Origin of the sequence: Alkaliphilus sp. B6464 (genome assembly GCF_018141165.1) — a bacterium.
Classification (GTDB): Bacteria; Bacillota; Clostridia; order Peptostreptococcales; family Natronincolaceae; genus Alkaliphilus_B.
This window is the reverse complement of sequence record NZ_CP058557.1, coordinates 2,315,940-2,333,910: the sequence shown is the minus strand read 5'-3', so window position 1 is coordinate 2,333,910 and position 17,971 is coordinate 2,315,940. Positions and strand designations below refer to the sequence as shown.

Below are 17,971 nucleotides of genomic sequence, written 5' to 3'. Positions count from 1 at the left end.
CCTTTTAACTGTCTATATATTTTTTTTAATCTTCTATAGTAATTATTTCTACTTCCATATCTTCTATTGCTGCATTAATAAGCTCTTCTACATCTAATTTACTTTCAGATTTGATAATTTTTTCTAATTTAGGCTGTGTAACTGGATGCTTTGGAAGAAATACAGTACAGCAATCTTCAAATGGTAGTATTGATGTTTCGTATGTTCCAATTTTATATGCTAAATCAATAATATCTACCTTATCCATAGCTATTAAAGGTCTAAATACTGGCATTACAACAGATTCATTAGTTACATAAAGACTCTTTACAGTTTGACTTGCTACTTGTCCAATACTTTCTCCCGTTACTAGGGCATCACAGTTATTTGCTACTCCTACTCTCTCTGCTATTTTCATCATAAACCTTCTTGAAAGAATAGTCATTTCTTCCTCTGGGCATTTCTCATTTATTTCTTTTTGAATAGGTAATAAATTTATAGAATATAACTTAAACTTACCACAATAGCTAGAAAGTATTTTTGCAAGATCTATTACCTTTTCCTTAGCCCTGTCACTGGTGAAAGGGTAACTATGGAAGTGAATTGCTTCTATATCTACTCCTCTTTTTCCAACAAGCCAACCTGCCACTGGGCTGTCTATTCCCCCAGAAAGAAGTAGTAGGGCCTTACCATTAGTTCCTAGAGGCAATCCTCCAAAACCATTGATTTTATTGCTGAAAACAAAGGCCTTATCTCTTACTTCTACTTGAATACTCACATCAGGATTATGTACATCAACGGATATATTCTCTATATTTTCAAGTAAGTATCCTCCTACTTCTCTGCTTATCTCTAAAGACTGCATAGGAAATCTCTTATCTCCTCTTTTACTTTCTACTTTAAATGTTTTAATATTATTGTTTTCGGATATTCTATCCTTAAGCTCATCAAGTGCTATTTCTTTAATTTTATCCATATCTACTTCAAATCTTTTGGCAACGCTAAGGGAAACAACACCGAATACCCTTTTAGCTCTATCCGTAATATCATTTACATTGTAGCCTTCTACATCTATATAAATTCTACTATGCGCTTTATATACCCTAAGCTTTCCTAAATCTGACAATGCATGTCGAATTTGACTTACTAATTTATCTTCAAAAAATCTTTTGTTTTTTCCCTTTAGCATTATTTCTCCATAACGAATTACTACTACATTTTCCACTATATAATCACCTCTTAATAATTCTTTTCAAGTTAATAAAATGTTCCTTCGTCTTTTCTATTGCATAATCTATTTCGCTTTTGGTAGTTATATAAGACAAGCTAAATCTAAGTGCGCTATCAATTAAGTCATCTCTCATATTTATTGCTTCTAGCACATGGCTATATCCTTTTCTTTTAGATGAACAGGCAGAACCAGACGACACATAAATTCCATCTTGCTCTAAGCTATGAAGCATAATTTCACTTCTAACTCCAGGAAAACTAACATTAATAATATGTGGTGCAAAATTATCATTCTTTTCAGATGTTATATGTATACCTTCAACTTGACTTTTAAATGTATCTATAAAGTAATCTCTAAGTTTCTTTAAGTGTTCGATGTTCTTATCCTGATCTTCCATAGATAATTTAACAGCCTCACCTAATCCATATATACCTGGTACATTTTCAGTTCCTGAACGAATACCCATTTCCTGACTTCCACCAGTTAATATTGGATTAATTTTAGTTCCTTTTTTAATATATAAGGCGCCTATTCCCTTTGGCCCATGAATCTTATGTCCGCTTATTGAAAAACTATCAATCTTAATATCCTTTATGTTAAACTTAATTTTTCCAAAGGCCTGTACTCCATCTACATGAAATAATGTTTTTGGATTTATACTTTTAATAATTTTACCTATTTCTTCTATTGGCTGAATACTTCCAATCTCACTGTTAACATACATTATACTAACCAAAATTGTGCTATTATTAATTGCATCTTTTAACTGTTCAGTAGATATAAATCCTTTTTCATCTACATCTAAATACGTAACCTTAAAACCTTTTCTTTCCAACTCATTAAATGTGTTTAAAACAGATTTATGCTCTATTTTCGAAGTAATAATATGGTTACCACTTCTTTTGTAAGCATCCGTTATTCCTCTAATAGCTAAATTATTTGCTTCTGTACCACTAGAGGTGAAAATTATCTCCTGATCTGTACAACCTAATGCTTTAGCTACTATTCTTCTTATTCTTTTTATTTCCTTTTCTACTTCTACTCCTTTTTTGTGTAAAGATGAAGGATTAGCATATTGCTCCTCCAATGATTTTAATATGCTTTCTACTACTTCTTTTCTTGGTTTTGTAGTAGCTGCATTATCTAAGTAAACTTCCATAATTTCACCCTCATTTTCATATTACAGGTATTATAATATCTAAATAATGCTTTTTTGTAAAGCTTTCATTAACCTACTTTAGTATTTCCCGTATTTCAGTAAAACAACCAATGTGGTATTAATCGAGCAGACTATATTTATCTGCTCCGCTAGGTGTACATAAATTTAAAATCTCCCCTTAGATCGTTATCCAAGGTGGAGATTTTTAAATCAGTTTGCACAAGAATATTTATACGCTCTCTATTTTCCAAGTTTATAATCTTTGATAAAGCCATTTAATATTGATTTAAGATTTGGACTTCCTACTTCTTCTAGTTCGTAATGTACACGTGTATAAGGCTTATTAATATTAATGACTCTGCTTAAATCAATTGGTGTACCTATAATAATAGAATCACTATCAGCTTTATTGATTGTTTCTTCAAGGTCTTTTAATTGTTGTTCACCGTAACCCATTGCGGGAAGAAGTGTGTCAATATGTGTATAGCTATTAAAGGTTTCAATTAGTTTTCCTACTGCATATGGACGAGGGTCTACTAATTCTTTTGCTTCAAATCTTTGTGCTGCAATTATTCCAGCCCCCAGTTTCATTTCTCCATGAGTTAAAGTAGGACCATCTTCAACAACCAGAACTCGTTTTCCCTTAATTATATCTGGATTATTTACAGTAATTTTAGATTCTGCTTTAATAATAGTAGCATTTGGATTAACACGTTTAATATTTTCTTCCACTTGCTTTATTGCCATTAAATCAGCACTATCGATTTTATTAATAATTGCTATATCTGAAGTTCTTAGACTAACTTCTCCTGGGTAATAGTTTAATTCGTGTCCTGGACGGTGTGGATCTAACACTACAACTGATAAATCAGATTGGTAAAATGAAAAATCATTATTTCCTCCATCCCATATAATGACATCGCAGCCATCAGGATCATTTTCAGCTGCTCTTAAAATATTTTCATAATCTACACCAGCATAAATAATGTTTCCACGTTCAACATGGGGTTCATATTCTTCCATTTCCTCAACAGTACAATTATGCTTCTTTAAATCTTCTACGGTAGCAAATCTTTGTATTCTTTGTGTAGCCAAATCACCATACGGCATTGGATGTCTAACTGCAACTACTTTAAGATTATATTCCATCAATATCTCAATAATTTTACGTGATGTTTGGCTCTTTCCACAACCTGTTCGAACAGCACAAATTGATATTACAGGTTTGCTACTTTTTAGCATAGTGTTTTTAGAGCCAAGAAGCGTAAAGTCAGCACCTGCTGCATTAACAATTGCACTTATACCCATTACATCTTCATATTTTACATCACTATATGCAAAAACACATTCATCTACTTGAAATTCTTTAATTAATTCACCTAATCGATCTTGAGAATATATAGGAATTCCTTCAGGATACATACTCCCTGCTAGTTCAGTAGGATATCTTCGATTATCGATATCAGGTATTTGAGCTGCTGTAAAAGCTACAACTCTATAATTATCATTGTTACGGTAATATGTATTGAAGTTATGAAAATCTCGCCCTGCTGCTCCTATAATAATAACATTTTTTCTATGCATTTCAATCACTCCCTGTATAATATGTTTAGTTACCTATAAGTCAAAGTTTTATAGCCTACCTCTCCCATTATAAGTCATCTACAATTTTTGTAGCTTCTGTTATAAATTCCTCTATATCTCCATTGCTCATTAGAGTATCCAATGTTTTATTTATTTCATCGAGTAAATCCGTATTTTCCTTTTTAACTGCAACTGCAGATCCGCCTTCTGCATCTTCGAACGTAATATCCATTAACATTAAGTCTTTGTTGCGATATGTATATGCAACAGCTACTGGCTTTTCTATAACTAAGCCATCAATTTTATTATTTTTTACTTCAAGGATTAAATCTGGTATCTTTGCTAATGATTTTAATTGGATATCTGTTATCTCTGCCTTTGCAACTTCCTCTTGTACAGTAGATTTTTGAGCTCCTATTTTTTTACCAGTTAAATCATTTAATGTATTAAACACATCTTTATTATCCACATTAATAATTACTCCATGAATAGCTTTATAGTATACTTTAGAAAAGTTCACGGCTTTGGCTCTCTCAGGAGTTGGAGTCATCCCAGCTATTACAAAATCAACTTTATCTGCATTTAATGCTAATAATAATCCGTCAAAATCCATATCCTTTATTTCAAGCTCTACACCTAAATTTTCTGCAATCTTCTTTGCAATGTCAATATCAAACCCTACAATTTCATCTTTGCCGTTAATTTCCTTATGAAACTCGTATGGAGGATAGTATGCATTAGTACCAAGAACTATCTTTCCAGCTTTTTTAATTTTATCTAACTTAGATAAGGCCTCCTCTGTATTATTACTAGCAACACCGTTAGTACAGGCAGTAAATAAAGTAACTACTCCTAAAATAATAGCTATTTTCGAAAACTTCTTCATTCTGATTCCTCCTTGATTAACTAATTAATAACTATACATTTATTTGTATAATTATCCTCTGTGAGATATTATACATTTTTAAGTATAAATATGCAATAGTTTTTAAAAAAAATTAGTTATTGATATATTATTTTTTTATTATTACAAAAAAAGAAAGGTTAAATAACCTTTCTTCTCTTAGAATCCTAATTCTTCTCCTACAATATAAACATTCAAATCTACTTCCTCAGGCTTTCCACTAATAATAGTAGTTACATTACACATTCTATCTGGACTTTGACAGTCATTACATTGGCCAGTTGCTGCACAAGGTGTTTTACGATTTAATCTTATAGCGTTCTTAGTACAGGCTTGAGCTTTAATACGATCGATGCCTGAAATTAAATCTGAGCAGATTTTATTTACACCACATACCACTATAACCTTTTTAGGCCCATAGAACATACTAGCAACTCTATTTCCAACTCCATCTATATTTATTAATTCTCCATCTTCAGTTAGTGCATTTGTACTAGTTAAATATACATCTGCTATAGACGCCTTTTTTCTTACATCTGACATTTGTGCTGGCTCAACTAACCAATGCCAATAGATAGTATTACCAGCTTTTATTAAATCTTCATGTAGCTTCATTTCTTTTACAGTCATTGACCCTCCAATACCGACAGTCATATTTGATTTTACTTCTTCTAAAATTGTATTTCTAGCCTCTTCCTTTGTTTCAAAATATTTAGCCTTTATTTTTCTTTTCTCTAAATTTTTTAAAACCTTTTCAACTACCTGATCCACATCATTACCCCCTAATTAAAATTAATTAAATAGAAATGCATACAATTCTATTATATACCAATTTCTATATAAGCAAAATTACTATATAGACAAAATGACAAAAAGTTTTTGTCAAACCATTGACCTTTTTGTCGTAATTTGTTACAATAAGTATGTGGTTATCCCCCTGGTAACCTCGATAATATAATCTCTATTCCCAATACCCCTTTTGAACGGAAATCACGTCTTATGGACGTGAAGTCAGGTCTCGTGGACCTGGCTTTTTTTTCTGCAAATTTATATTTTGATATTTTCAAATTCTGTGCACATATTATATAATGATATTGTGGTATTCAATTAATTTTTAAATATAAGGAGGTTTATCATGCGTAAGCCTAAAGTTGTAATAATATTTACTGGTGGTACAATTTCAATGACAGTAGATCCACGGATTGGAGCTGCTATACCTTCTTTATCAAGTGAAGAGATTATGTCATTGGTTACAAACATTGATAAATATGCAGAAACAGAATCAATTACATTTTCTAAACTCCCTGGTCCACATATAGATATTCCATTAATGATGGATCTACAAAAACTAGTAGTTGAAAACTTGGAAAGAGATGATGTAGATGGTGTTATAATTACTCATGGAACTGATACTTTAGAGGAAACCGCTTACTTGTTAGATTTAACAATTAATTCTTCAAAGTGTGTAGTCGTGGTAGGGGCTATGAGAAATAGCTCAGAGCTTGGCTACGATGGTCCTAGTAACTTAGCCGCTGCTGTTTGTACAGCAATTTCACCTGATTCTAAAAATAAAGGTGTACTTGTAGTAATGAACAATGAGGTTAATGCAGCTAGTGAAGCTACTAAAAGTAATACATTAAGTCTAGATACATTTAAGTCCTTAGAATTTGGTCCTCTTGGGATCGTGGACAATGATGAGGTAATCTATCATAGACAAATTATAAATCGTCAACATATCCCTACCCAATCCATTGAAACAAAAGTAGATTTAATCAAGTGCGTTGCTGGCATGGATTCTAGATTCCTTAAGTATTCTGTTGACACTGGTGCTAGGGGTATAGTTATTGAAGCTTTAGGAAGAGGTAATGTACCTCCAACTATGCTAGATGGTATTGAATATGCTATTAAAAATAATGTTGCTATTGTAATGGTGTCACGCTGCCCTACTGGTAGAGTTCTTGATACATATGGCTATGAGGGAGCTGGAAGAACTCTCCGAAATATGGGTGTAATATTAGGCGGAGATCTACCAGGCCAAAAAGCTAGAATTAAACTTATGCTAGCTCTAACTGTAACTGAAGATTTAAATACATTAAAGGAAATAATCGAAAATAATCAATATAAATAGCAAGAAGACCTTGACAGTGAGTTTACAAACAACTCTTACCATCAAGGTCTTTTTCTTTAATAAATCAAATTATTTTCAAGACATGTAGCAATATCTAATTCCTTAGTTTCATTATTATTACAGAACTTTACTTTAATCATACTTTTATTAATACTTTCAATAAATCCTTTACCAAATACCCTATGGATAATCTCTTGACCTTTTTTAAATTTGCTTTTCTTTTCGTTTAAAATTTCCATCTCATTTATAAAACGTGATATTTCAGCTTTTTTATCATATTTATTTAGTGGCGCATAAATATATAAGCGTTCCTTAGCTCTAGTTATAGCAACATAAAATAGCCTTCTTTCTTCCTCAATACTTTCCTCATCTTTGCTTTTACTGTGGGGAATAATATCTTCTACAGCTTCAACTATAATGACTACTTTAAATTCTAACCCTTTTGCACTATGCATCGTTAAAAGCTCTACTTGATTATCTTTAGAAGAATAGTTTCGTTTATTATCATATAAAGATTCTTTAAATTCTTTTATATGATTAATAAATTGTATAATACTACTATGCTTAGCAGACGTTTCTTCCAGTTCGTCTAAAACTTCTATCAATCCATCAGTACTGATTTGTTTTTCCATAGAATAATTATGAATATACTCATCGTATCCAATTTCTTTTCTAATATAGCTAATTGCCTTTCTTGTTTCTAAATGGCTGAGAGTTTTTATATCTACTTCTAATCTATCTAAGTAAGAGATTTGATAAGGCATTAGGTTACCTTTAACCTTTAGGGACGTAATAAAATCCTTATGGTATCCATCAGCTTCATTCATTGCCTTATTTGTTATATATCTTGTTGGACGATTAATAATCCTTTTTACTGCTTCTCTATCATTTATATCTAATGCTGACCTTAAATAGGCAACTAAGTCTTTAGCCATCCAATGCTCGTAAATATTATATATATTTTCTCTAGAAGCAAAGGGAATATTACTGTCTAATAAAGAGTCCACTATAGAGCTTGATAATATATTAGTCCTATATATTACTGCTATATCACTATAACTATACCCTTCTTTAATTAAACTGTTTATCAAATCGCTTAACTCTTTGTTCTCTAACTCTCGAGTTTTAGGTCTGAACAACTGTATGTCTACTCCGGGTTCCTTAGTGGATAGCATACTTTTTTTTATTCTTAAATCATTATTGCTTATAAGCTTATTGGCAGTACTAATTATATTCTCTTGGGATCTGTAGTTTAAGTTAAGTATAATTCTTATTGTATTTTTATATATTTTATCAAATTCTAATATGAAATTTGGCTTAGCTCCCCTAAAGCTATAAATAGACTGATCATCATCTCCAACAACAAACAAGTTTTCCTTAGGGCTAGATAACAATTTAATTATTTCAAATTGTACACTATTAATGTCTTGAAATTCATCTATCAATATATATTCGTACATATTTCGTATAGCTTGTAAGATTGTAGGTTGACTAATTAATAGTTCATAACATTTTGTAAGCATATCATCAAAGTCAATCTTATGGCAATCATTTTTATAATTCTCATAAGAAAATACCACCCTATTGAAATCATCTTTAGACATTGAATTGGGAGAAAAATCATCTATATTTAATATATTACTTTTAAACAGCCCGATATCTAATATTACATCCTTTATCAATTCATCATCTAACTTATTTCCAACTCCAAGGGTTCTTACAATGTTCTTAATTACACCAAACTTCTCTCCTTCATTTAAAATGTTACTTAAATCGTATCGATAATAGGATCTCAAAATTCTAAAAAATACAGAATGAAAAGTTCCAAAATTAACATGTTGCTTTCCATGCAATAACCAATCATAACTCGATTCAAACCGTAATCTCATTTCATCCGCTGCTGCCTTTGTAAAAGATATTACTAAAATTTTATTGGGATCTACTTTATAATGTTGGATTAGGTACCCTACTCTATGAGTAATTACTGTTGTTTTTCCAGACCCTGGTCCTGCATATACCATACAAGGACCATTGTAATGCTTAACTGCCTCTAACTGTTGTTTGTTTAATTCTTCTAAGTACTGCTCGATCATAACACACCTCAAAATTTATATTATAATAGTACTTATACTATTATAGCAAAACTTAAGTCAATTTAAATCATTTCATCATTAATTGCTTAATCATGCTGGTAAATAAAAAGTCATATTCATCCTTATATATTCTATATCGACTATCTGTTTTTAAATTATTCCATGATTTATTTAAATAATCTATTGCTACCTTAGTTCCACTATTTTTATAAACTAAGTAACCATTATTTAATATCAAGTGACTTTTTAGTTCAATATCTTTACTTAAATTCAACATTTCTTTATGTATTTCTAATGCTTTTTTATATTGATAATTATTTAAATACTGTTCAACTAATAATGTGCCTGCTAAAATTTTATCGTTATTGTCTTTTGTTGAGTAAAAATATTTCTCTAAAAACAAAATAAGTTCTTGAGGACCGACTATATTTTTAGCTATTTTCACTAATTCTACCATTCCATCAACATTATTTACTTTATTTATACTTTCATAATGTTCAAATGCTTCTTTTATAAGTTCAACTTTTCTGTCCTTTACAAGATTTTTATCATAATACAATAAATAATAGTTTACACCTATTACATTATAGTAATCATCATTTTTTAGCTGCCATAAACTATCTATCGGATTAGGATCATATAGATGTCTTTCAGAATATGGTATGTATCCAACAAAGGACAGGTAATCTAAAGTAGTAATAGCATTAATGAAATTTTTATCAAGATTATTTTGAGTTATATTATTAGCACCATATTCAAATAATGGTTTCTTTTTATTTAGATTGAATTTCTTTAAATCTCTCATACGCAATTCATTGTTTTTTAAGTATTCTAACTCACCATATGCATTATTAATAATTGTTGCTGCCTCAGCCCGTATAATCTTTTGCCAAGGTCTAAATGTTCCATCATTATATCCTTTAACAATACCATTACTTGCTAATTCCATTATTTCCTTGTAGAAGCTCACATTACTAGTTAGATCCGTATAGCTTTTATTTAATATTTCAATAGGTGGTGGTATAATTAAGCTAGTTAACACTCCAGCCTCATAACGAGTAATAGGATCATTTGGTCTAAAATTATTTCCAGGGAAAATTGACTTTAAGTCTACTTTTTGTCGAGCTTTATTTTCCAAGTAATATGCAAGTTCATAAATATCATCATATGCCCAAAAATTTTTACTTAAATCATCATAATCTAAATAAAATTTGGTAGCTACATTAGTATTATTTGATTTTTGTATTTGTAACAGTCTATTTAATATAGACATGAATTCAGCACGTGTAATGCTATTATCTGGCTTAAATGTACCATCTTTATAACCTTTAAATAAAGCCACATCATTAGTTGCCCATTCAATATAGGGCTCTGCCCAATGCTCTAAAATATCAATATAATATGTATATGCCATAGCCGTTTGAAAGCTAGATAACAATATTAAAGCTACTATTAATAACATAACAATTCTCTTCATAAAATCACCATCCTTAATATTGTAAAATATTCCATTATTAATATTATCATATAACCTCTACCAATAACATTACAGCTATATTACATTTCTATTACCCATAAAAAAGTCTAAATATCATTTAGTTTTTGATTGGCTTACTAGTTTTTGATATTATATTTAGTAAAGAGAAGTTAGGAGGTAATCATGAAAATTAAAACATTTGAAGTAGAGGATAGAACTATATTACCAAAGAACTTAGGAGAAATATTTAATACAACTGAGTATTGTGTAATAGATATTGAAACAACAGGACTTAGTAGAAAGTATCATCAAGTTATTTTGATTGGGATTTTATATAATGTAAACGATACTATTATATTAAAACAATTTTTTGCAGAAAATCCTAATGAGGAAATTAGTATTTTACTAGAATTCTCCAATATTTTTACAAATTTCCCCTATGTTATTACCTATAATGGCGCGACATTTGATATACCTTTTCTAAAAGAACGTTTTATGTTTAATAAGTTAGAATGGAATTTTGATAATATTAAACATATTGATATACTGCAGTGTCTTAGAAAGGAAAAAAAGCAACTTCCATTAGAAAATTTTAAACTAAAAACTGTTGAGCGTTTTGTAGGAATTAATAGAAAGGATACTATTAGCGGAAAAGATAGTGTGCTGTTATACAAGGAATATGTTAAAAATCCTTCACCTAGTGTTGAAAAAACAATATTACTTCATAATTATGAAGATATTTATTATTTAAATAAGCTACTTACTGTTTTTGATAGTATTTCCATTGAAAAATACGACATTATAGGAAAAGAGATAATTGTAAATTATAATTCTAAAAAAATTAATTTCAATGTATATCCTAAAAATATATTAATTAAGAAGGGTTTTTTACATATAAAAGGACTTACTGAAAGCTTTAAAGATATACTAGATGTTATATATTATGGATCTAACTTTAATTTCGAATGGCATCCCTATAATGGCGAGTTCAATATTGAAATTCCATTATTTGAAGGTTATCTATCTACTGGAGAAAAATGTAGTTATATTAATTTAGAAAATTTTAATTTATCTAAATCACTATTTAATAAAAGTGATTATTATAGCGAAAAATACTTTCCCAATAGACTGATGATTTTAAAGCTCGGCGGACATCTTAACATTCACTTAATAGGAGAACTGCTTTCTATTATTTTAAAATCTATATTCCCTAAATAATAAATATAAATACCATAAAGTTCCTATATTTTAGTTAGGTTTATTTAGTGTACCCAAAAACATGTAGAACCCTATGCTCATATTAAAATAGGCTCAAATGCAATAATGGAGCAGGATTACTGATAATCCTACCCCAACTATTGACAAAGAGCCTCATTAAACAATAATAAAAAGAACTGATACATAAAATATCAGTTCTTTTTCTGGTGCCCAGAGGCGGAATCGAACCACCGACACGGGGATTTTCAGTCCCCTGCTCTACCGACTGAGCTATCTGGGCTTGTTTTGTACTTTCTTGTACAATGAAAATGGTGGGCCTTCAGGGACTCGAACCCCGGACCTGCCGGTTATGAGCCGGACGCTCTGACCAACTGAGCTAAAGGCCCTCACTTTTATGAGTATATAATTGTACCTGGTCCGGGTGGAGGGATTCGAACCCCCGGCCCCATGGTCCCAAACCATGTGCGCTACCAAACTGCGCTACACCCGGATTTAAAATGGCGGAGAAGGCGGGATTCGAACCCGCGCGCCACTTACGCGACCTAACGGTTTAGCAAACCGTCCTCTTCAGCCTACTTGAGTACTTCTCCATTTTAGGATATCTACATTATACACTCATTTAATATATAATGCAATAATAATGGCGGAGAGGGTGGGATTCGAACCCACGGCCCCTTGCGGAGTCACTGGTTTTCAAGACCAGCTCCTTAAACCACTCGGACACCTCTCCATTATTAGTTGGTGACCCATCCGCGACTCGAACGCGGGACACCCTGATTAAAAGTCAGGTGCTCTACCGACTGAGCTAATGGGTCAAAATGGCTGGGATAGCAGGACTCGAACCTGCGGAATGACGGAGTCAAAGTCCGTTGCCTTACCGACTTGGCTATATCCCAAAACTTGGGGTGGATGATGGGAGTCGAACCCACGAGTGCAGGAGCCACAATCCTGTGTCTTAACCACTTGACTACATCCACCATAATAATGGAGCGGAAGACGGGACTCGAACCCGCGACCCTCGCCTTGGCAAGGCGATGCTCTACCACTGAGCCACTTCCGCATGCTTCAATCACCCAATTTTTTAAATTTGGTGTGAGTTGAATACCCAGCATTAGCTGAGTTTCCTTGAAACGTTTTACAATAATGGTGCGGGTGAAGGGAGTCGAACCCCCACGGTTTCCCGCTAGATCCTAAGTCTAGTGCGTCTGCCAATTCCGCCACACCCGCATATTTCAATTACTAAAATCCTTGATTTGATGTAATTAGAGTCCTCAGCATTCACTGAGTTTCTTTTTAAAATGGTGGAGGGAGAAGGATTCGAACCTTCGAAGTCGCTGACAACAGATTTACAGTCTGCCCCCTTTGGCCGCTCGGGAACCCCTCCATATTTATATTGTATCGTTAATCATAAATCTCAATTTGTTTATACAATCAATCTACATCAACAAACAGATGGTGCGCCCAGAGAGATTCGAACTCCCGACCTTCTGATTCGTAGTCAGACACTCTATCCAGCTGAGCTATGAGCGCATTTTGGAGGCGACACCCAGATTTGAACTGGGGAATAAAGGTTTTGCAGACCTCTGCCTTACCACTTGGCTATGTCGCCATCTTAAATTACTTAATCATGGTGATCCATCCGCGACTCGAACGCGGGACACCCTGATTAAAAGTCAGGTGCTCTACCGACTGAGCTAATGGACCCTGTTATTTTCGAATTAAATGGAGCGGGTGAAGGGAATCGAACCCTCGCGATCAGCTTGGAAGGCTGACGTTCTACCATTGAACTACACCCGCATATATGGAGCTGGTGATGGGATTCGAACCCGCGACCTGCTGATTACAAATCAGCTGCTCTGGCCAACTGAGCTACACCAGCATGCTGTAATTACCCAAATCTTTGATTTGGTGTGATTACAGTACTCAGCAAATGCTGAGTTACCTTTTAAAAATATATTAAAATTGGCGACCTGGAAGGGACTCGAACCCTCGACCTCCAGCGTGACAGGCTGGCATTCTAACCATCTGAACTACCAGGCCAATTTTGGTGGGCGCAACAGGACTTGAACCTGTGACCCCCTGCTTGTAAGGCAGGTGCTCTCCCAGCTGAGCTATGCGCCCAAAATTTGGTGACCCCTAGGGGAATCGAACCCCTGTTACCGCCGTGAAAGGGCGGTGTCTTGACCGCTTGACCAAGGGGCCAATATTAATTGGTAGCGGCAACAGGAGTCGAACCTGTGACCTTTCGGGTATGAACCGAACGCTCTAGCCAACTAAGCTATGCCGCCAAATTGGTTGCGGGGACAGGACTTGAACCTGTGACCTTCGGGTTATGAGCCCGACGAGCTACCAACTGCTCCACCCCGCGATATGTTTCAATCATCTAAATCTTTGATTTAGTTTGATTGGAATACTCAGCATTAGCTGAGTTTCATTTTAAAAATGGTGCCGAAGACCGGAATCGAACCGGTACGATCTTGAAGGACCGCAGGATTTTAAGTCCTGTGCGTCTGCCAGTTCCGCCACTTCGGCGCACTTATGGCTCCAGAGAGAGGACTCGAACCTCCAACCTACCGGTTAACAGCCGGGTGCTCCACCATTGAGCTACTCTGGAACATAATATCGCAGCGACCTACTCTCCCAGGCAGCTTCCCGCCAAGTACCATCAGCGCTGAAGGGCTTAACTACTGTGTTCGGTATGGGAACAGGTGTGACCCCTTCGCTATTGCCACGATATTGTAATCACCCAAATCTTTAATTTGGTGTGAATGGAGTACTCAGCGTTAGCCGAGTTTCCTTCAAATTAAAATCAAGTTGTATTTCAACTGGATTTTAATCATACCACTTTAATAAGTAATATGTCAAGAGAAAATTATTCCCTCAAAACTATACAATGTTAGAATATATTTGGTCAAGCCCTCGACCTATTAGTACCTATCAGCTAAGTACATTGCTGCACTTACACCCTAGGCCTATCAACCAAGTAGTCTTCTTGGGGTCTTACCTCCTTACGGAGTGGGAAATCTTATCTTGAGGGGGGCTTCGTGCTTAGATGCCTTCAGCACTTATCCCTTCCGCACTTAGCTACCCAGCGATGCTCTTGGCAGAACAACTGGTACACCAGAGGTGCGTCCATCCCGGTCCTCTCGTACTAAGGACAGCTCCTCTCAAATTTCCTGCGCCCGCGACGGATAGGGACCGAACTGTCTCACGACGTTCTGAACCCAGCTCGCGTACCACTTTAATGGGCGAACAGCCCAACCCTTGGGACCTACTACAGCCCCAGGATGTGATGAGCCGACATCGAGGTGCCAAACCTCCCCGTCGATGTGGACTCTTGGGGGAGATAAGCCTGTTATCCCCGGGGTAGCTTTTATCCGTTGAGCGATGGCCCTTCCACTCGGAACCACCGGATCACTAAGCCCGACTTTCGTCCTTGCTCGACCTGTATGTCTCGCAATCAAGCTCCCTTTTGCCTTTACACTCTACGCACGATTTCCGACCGTGCTGAGGGAACCTTTGGGCGCCTCCGTTACTTTTTGGGAGGCGACCGCCCCAGTCAAACTGCCCACCTGACAGTGTCCCAAGACTGGATTCACAGTCTATGGTTAGAACTTCAGTACTACAAGAGTGGTATCCCAACGATGACTCCACTGAGACTGGCGTCCCAGCTTCTAAGTCTCCCACCTATGCTGTACATGTAGCACCGAAATCCAATGTCAAGTTGCAGTAAAGCTCCACGGGGTCTTTCCGTCCTGTCGCGGGTAACCAGCATCTTCACTGGTATTACAATTTCACCGGGTCTATTGTTGAGACAGCGCCCAAATCGTTACGCCTTTCGTGCGGGTCGGAACTTACCCGACAAGGAATTTCGCTACCTTAGGACCGTTATAGTTACGGCCGCCGTTTACTGGGGCTTAAGTTCATTGCTTCGCAGATGCTAACAATTCCCCTTAACCTTCCAGCACCGGGCAGGCGTCAGCCCCTATACGTCGTCTTTCGACTTAGCAGAGACCTATGTTTATGGTAAACAGTCGCTTGGGCCTATTCTCTGCGGCCGGTTGAGGCTTACAGAGTAAATCTTTAACCAAAACCGGCTCCCCTTATCCCGAAGTTACGGGGTCATTTTGCCGAGTTCCTTAACAATAGTTCTCCCGATCGTCTTAGGATTCTCTCCTCACCTACCTGTGTCGGTTTGCGGTACGGGCACCTAGAAATCTCGATAGAAGCTTTTCTCGACAGTGTGGAATCAGCCAGTTCGCTACTTAAATTTCGCTCCCCATCACTTCTCAGGATTAATGTTAAAAGGGATTTGCCTCTTCTAACTCCCTACCAGCTTAGACGCACACAACCAACGGTGCGCTGAGCCTATCCTACTGTGTCACTCCATCTCTCAAACGATTTTAGGTGGTACAGGAATTTCAACCTGTTGTCCATCGCCTACGCCTTTCGGCCTGGGCTTAGGTCCCGACTAACCCTGAGCGGACGAGCCTTCCTCAGGAAACCTTAGGTTTTCGACGGGCAGGATTCTCACCTGCCTCTCGTTACTCATGCCAACATTCTCACTTCTATACAGTCCACTGCTCCTTCCGGTACAGCTTCAACCTATATAGAACGCTCGCCTACCATCCTTACGGATCCATAGCTTCGGTGATACGTTTGAGCCCCGGACATTTTCGGCGCAGAATCACTCGACCAGTGAGCTATTACGCACTCTTTGAATGAATGGCTGCTTCTAAGCCAACATCCTGGTTGTCTATGCAACTCCACATCCTTTTCCACTTAACGTATACTTTGGGACCTTAGCTGATGGTCTGGGCTCTTTCCCTCTTGACTACGGATCTTATCACTCGCAGTCTGACTCCCGAGTAAAAGATAACGGCATTCGGAGTTTGATAGGTTTTGGTAACCGGTGAAGGCCCCTAGACCATTCAGTGCTCTACCTCCGTATCTCTTAACCTCGAGGCTAGCCCTAAAGCTATTTCGGCGAGAACCAGCTATCTCCGGGCTCGATTGGAATTTCACCGCTACCCACAGTTCATCCGGTGACTTTTCAACGTCAATCGGTTCGGACCTCCACGAAATTTTACTTCCGCTTCATCCTGACCATGGGTAGGTCGCCCGGTTTCGGGTCTACGGCATGAAACTAGACGCCCTATTAAGACTCGGTTTCCCTACGGCTTCGCACCATAGGTGCTTAACCTTGCTCCATACCGTAACTCGTTGGCCCGTTCTACAAAAAGTACGCGGTCACACATAAAAAGTGCTCCCACAGTTTGTAAGCAGAAGGTTTCAGGTTCTATTTCACTCCCCTTCCGGGGTTCTTTTCACCTTTCCCTCACGGTACTATGCGCTATCGGTCACCAGGTAGTATTTAGCCTTGGGGGGTGGTCCCCCCTGCTTCCCACAAGGTTTCACGTGCCTCGTGGTACTCTGGATCACGGTCTAGAATATCATCGTTTCATGTACAGGACTATTACCTTCTATGGTGAGTCTTTCCAAACCTCTTCTATTACGATGAGTCATCATATATGACCGGTCCGCAACCCCGATAGAGAAAACCCTATCGGTTTGGGCTTATCCCCTTTCGCTCGCCGCTACTTAGGGAATCGATTTTTCTTTCTCTTCCTCAGGGTACTTAGATGTTTCAGTTCCCCTGGTATGTCTTCTATTACCTATTGATTGAGTAATAGATACTTAGGTATTAACCTAAGTAGGTTTCCCCATTCGGAAATCCCCGGATCAAAGATTGCTTGCATCTCCCCGAGGCTTATCGCAGCTTACCACGTCCTTCATCGACTCCTGGTGCCAAGGCATCCGCCTTCTGCCCTTATTAGCTTGACCAAAGCTATTCGCAGTTTCGCATTACAAATTTGTTTACTCCCTTACGGTCGCACAAATTTGATGCTCATTGCGTTTGACCTACCTTCGATTTGCAAAGCAAATCGGGTTAGGTCATAATCTAACATTGTGTAGTTTTCAAGGAACTATTTAACCGTCTTTAAGACGGAATAATACAATACCAAATAAAATGTTTTATGTCAACCTTTTAAATTGGTATTCTATGGTGGAGACGAGGAGAGTCGAACTCCTGACCCCCTGCTTGCAAGGCAGGTGCTCTCCCAACTGAGCTACGCCCCCATATGCTTCAATTTGAAAGACAAAAGGTCCCTCAAAACTAGACAGTATAGATTGCCA

Annotated in this window: 9 protein-coding genes, 24 tRNA genes and 2 rRNA genes; 2 read left to right on the top strand and 33 right to left on the bottom strand. The window is 36.3% G+C overall.

Annotated elements, in window-relative coordinates:
• Positions 1–25: 25 nt before the first annotated feature.
• The 5 genes from thiI to HYG84_RS11555 all read right to left on the bottom strand — a co-directional run bounded on the left by thiI (position 26) and on the right by HYG84_RS11555 (position 5,628).
• The gene (gene thiI / locus HYG84_RS11575; RefSeq protein WP_212377287.1) at positions 26–1,204 is read right to left on the bottom strand and encodes a tRNA uracil 4-sulfurtransferase ThiI; all 1,179 of its coding nucleotides are present in this window, start codon (positions 1,202–1,204) and stop codon (positions 26–28) included.
• A 7-nt stretch (positions 1,205–1,211) separates the two neighbouring features.
• A complete protein-coding gene (locus tag HYG84_RS11570; RefSeq protein WP_212377284.1) occupies positions 1,212–2,369 on the bottom strand; it encodes a cysteine desulfurase family protein in 1,158 nt (385 codons plus the stop codon).
• Between the two features lie 240 nt (positions 2,370–2,609).
• Positions 2,610–3,953: a cyclic 2,3-diphosphoglycerate synthase gene (locus HYG84_RS11565; protein WP_212377281.1), complete on the bottom strand. Its 1,344-nt coding sequence runs from the start codon at positions 3,951–3,953 to the stop codon at positions 2,610–2,612.
• A 67-nt stretch (positions 3,954–4,020) separates the two neighbouring features.
• Positions 4,021–4,839, bottom strand: a complete 819-nt coding sequence (locus HYG84_RS11560) for a transporter substrate-binding domain-containing protein (protein ID WP_212377278.1) — start codon at positions 4,837–4,839, stop codon at positions 4,021–4,023.
• Between the two features lie 177 nt (positions 4,840–5,016).
• Positions 5,017–5,628: a lactate utilization protein gene (locus tag HYG84_RS11555; RefSeq protein ID WP_212377275.1), complete on the bottom strand. Its 612-nt coding sequence runs from the start codon at positions 5,626–5,628 to the stop codon at positions 5,017–5,019.
• 364 nt (positions 5,629–5,992) lie between these two features.
• Between HYG84_RS11555 and HYG84_RS11550 the strand changes: the two genes are divergently transcribed.
• The gene (locus tag HYG84_RS11550) at positions 5,993–6,985 is read left to right on the top strand and encodes an asparaginase (RefSeq protein WP_212377272.1); all 993 of its coding nucleotides are present in this window, start codon (positions 5,993–5,995) and stop codon (positions 6,983–6,985) included.
• Between the two features lie 56 nt (positions 6,986–7,041).
• On the opposite strand, the gene HYG84_RS11545 is transcribed toward HYG84_RS11550, so the two are convergent.
• Both HYG84_RS11545 and HYG84_RS11540 read right to left on the bottom strand, forming a co-directional pair.
• Positions 7,042–9,078: an ATP-dependent helicase gene (locus HYG84_RS11545; RefSeq protein ID WP_212377269.1), complete on the bottom strand. Its 2,037-nt coding sequence runs from the start codon at positions 9,076–9,078 to the stop codon at positions 7,042–7,044.
• Positions 9,079–9,145: 67 nt separating this feature from the next.
• On the bottom strand, positions 9,146–10,555 hold the full coding sequence (locus HYG84_RS11540; protein WP_212377267.1) for an S-layer homology domain-containing protein: 1,410 nt from the start codon (positions 10,553–10,555) through the stop codon (positions 9,146–9,148).
• Positions 10,556–10,738: 183 nt separating this feature from the next.
• Here HYG84_RS11540 and HYG84_RS11535 point away from each other — a divergent pair, with 183 nt between their 5' ends.
• A complete protein-coding gene (locus tag HYG84_RS11535) occupies positions 10,739–11,773 on the top strand; it encodes a ribonuclease H-like domain-containing protein (RefSeq protein WP_212377264.1) in 1,035 nt (344 codons plus the stop codon).
• A gap of 204 nt (positions 11,774–11,977) precedes the next feature.
• Here HYG84_RS11535 and HYG84_RS11530 read toward each other — a convergent pair.
• From HYG84_RS11530 to HYG84_RS11405, 26 genes are all read right to left on the bottom strand, one after another.
• Positions 11,978–12,053, bottom strand: a tRNA-Phe gene (locus HYG84_RS11530).
• Between the two features lie 29 nt (positions 12,054–12,082).
• Positions 12,083–12,159, bottom strand: a tRNA-Ile gene (locus HYG84_RS11525).
• A gap of 27 nt (positions 12,160–12,186) precedes the next feature.
• Positions 12,187–12,263 (bottom strand) — tRNA-Pro (locus HYG84_RS11520).
• 8 nt (positions 12,264–12,271) lie between these two features.
• Positions 12,272–12,363, bottom strand: a tRNA-Ser gene (locus tag HYG84_RS11515).
• A gap of 51 nt (positions 12,364–12,414) precedes the next feature.
• Positions 12,415–12,503: transfer RNA gene (locus tag HYG84_RS11510), tRNA-Ser, on the bottom strand.
• A 9-nt stretch (positions 12,504–12,512) separates the two neighbouring features.
• Positions 12,513–12,588 (bottom strand) — tRNA-Lys (locus tag HYG84_RS11505).
• A gap of 4 nt (positions 12,589–12,592) precedes the next feature.
• Positions 12,593–12,669, bottom strand: a tRNA-Gln gene (locus HYG84_RS11500).
• Positions 12,670–12,674: 5 nt separating this feature from the next.
• Positions 12,675–12,750, bottom strand: a tRNA-His gene (locus HYG84_RS11495).
• Between the two features lie 8 nt (positions 12,751–12,758).
• Positions 12,759–12,833: transfer RNA gene (locus HYG84_RS11490), tRNA-Gly, on the bottom strand.
• An 84-nt stretch (positions 12,834–12,917) separates the two neighbouring features.
• A tRNA-Leu gene (locus tag HYG84_RS11485) sits at positions 12,918–13,000 on the bottom strand.
• A 72-nt stretch (positions 13,001–13,072) separates the two neighbouring features.
• A tRNA-Tyr gene (locus HYG84_RS11480) sits at positions 13,073–13,157 on the bottom strand.
• Positions 13,158–13,226: 69 nt separating this feature from the next.
• A tRNA-Arg gene (locus HYG84_RS11475) sits at positions 13,227–13,303 on the bottom strand.
• Between the two features lie 4 nt (positions 13,304–13,307).
• Positions 13,308–13,382, bottom strand: a tRNA-Cys gene (locus tag HYG84_RS11470).
• A 19-nt stretch (positions 13,383–13,401) separates the two neighbouring features.
• Positions 13,402–13,477, bottom strand: a tRNA-Lys gene (locus HYG84_RS11465).
• 19 nt (positions 13,478–13,496) lie between these two features.
• Positions 13,497–13,570: transfer RNA gene (locus HYG84_RS11460), tRNA-Gly, on the bottom strand.
• 5 nt (positions 13,571–13,575) lie between these two features.
• A tRNA-Thr gene (locus HYG84_RS11455) sits at positions 13,576–13,652 on the bottom strand.
• Between the two features lie 84 nt (positions 13,653–13,736).
• Positions 13,737–13,813: transfer RNA gene (locus tag HYG84_RS11450), tRNA-Asp, on the bottom strand.
• Between the two features lie 5 nt (positions 13,814–13,818).
• Positions 13,819–13,894: transfer RNA gene (locus HYG84_RS11445), tRNA-Val, on the bottom strand.
• 6 nt (positions 13,895–13,900) lie between these two features.
• Positions 13,901–13,975: transfer RNA gene (locus HYG84_RS11440), tRNA-Glu, on the bottom strand.
• A gap of 9 nt (positions 13,976–13,984) precedes the next feature.
• Positions 13,985–14,061 (bottom strand) — tRNA-Met (locus HYG84_RS11435).
• A 4-nt stretch (positions 14,062–14,065) separates the two neighbouring features.
• Positions 14,066–14,141, bottom strand: a tRNA-Met gene (locus tag HYG84_RS11430).
• A gap of 75 nt (positions 14,142–14,216) precedes the next feature.
• A tRNA-Leu gene (locus tag HYG84_RS11425) sits at positions 14,217–14,305 on the bottom strand.
• Positions 14,306–14,312: 7 nt separating this feature from the next.
• Positions 14,313–14,387: transfer RNA gene (locus tag HYG84_RS11420), tRNA-Asn, on the bottom strand.
• Positions 14,388–14,392: 5 nt separating this feature from the next.
• Positions 14,393–14,509: ribosomal RNA gene (rrf, locus tag HYG84_RS11415) — 5S ribosomal RNA — on the bottom strand.
• 171 nt (positions 14,510–14,680) lie between these two features.
• Positions 14,681–17,617, bottom strand: a 23S ribosomal RNA gene (locus HYG84_RS11410).
• A gap of 221 nt (positions 17,618–17,838) precedes the next feature.
• Positions 17,839–17,914 (bottom strand) — tRNA-Ala (locus HYG84_RS11405).
• Positions 17,915–17,971 lie beyond the last annotated feature (57 nt).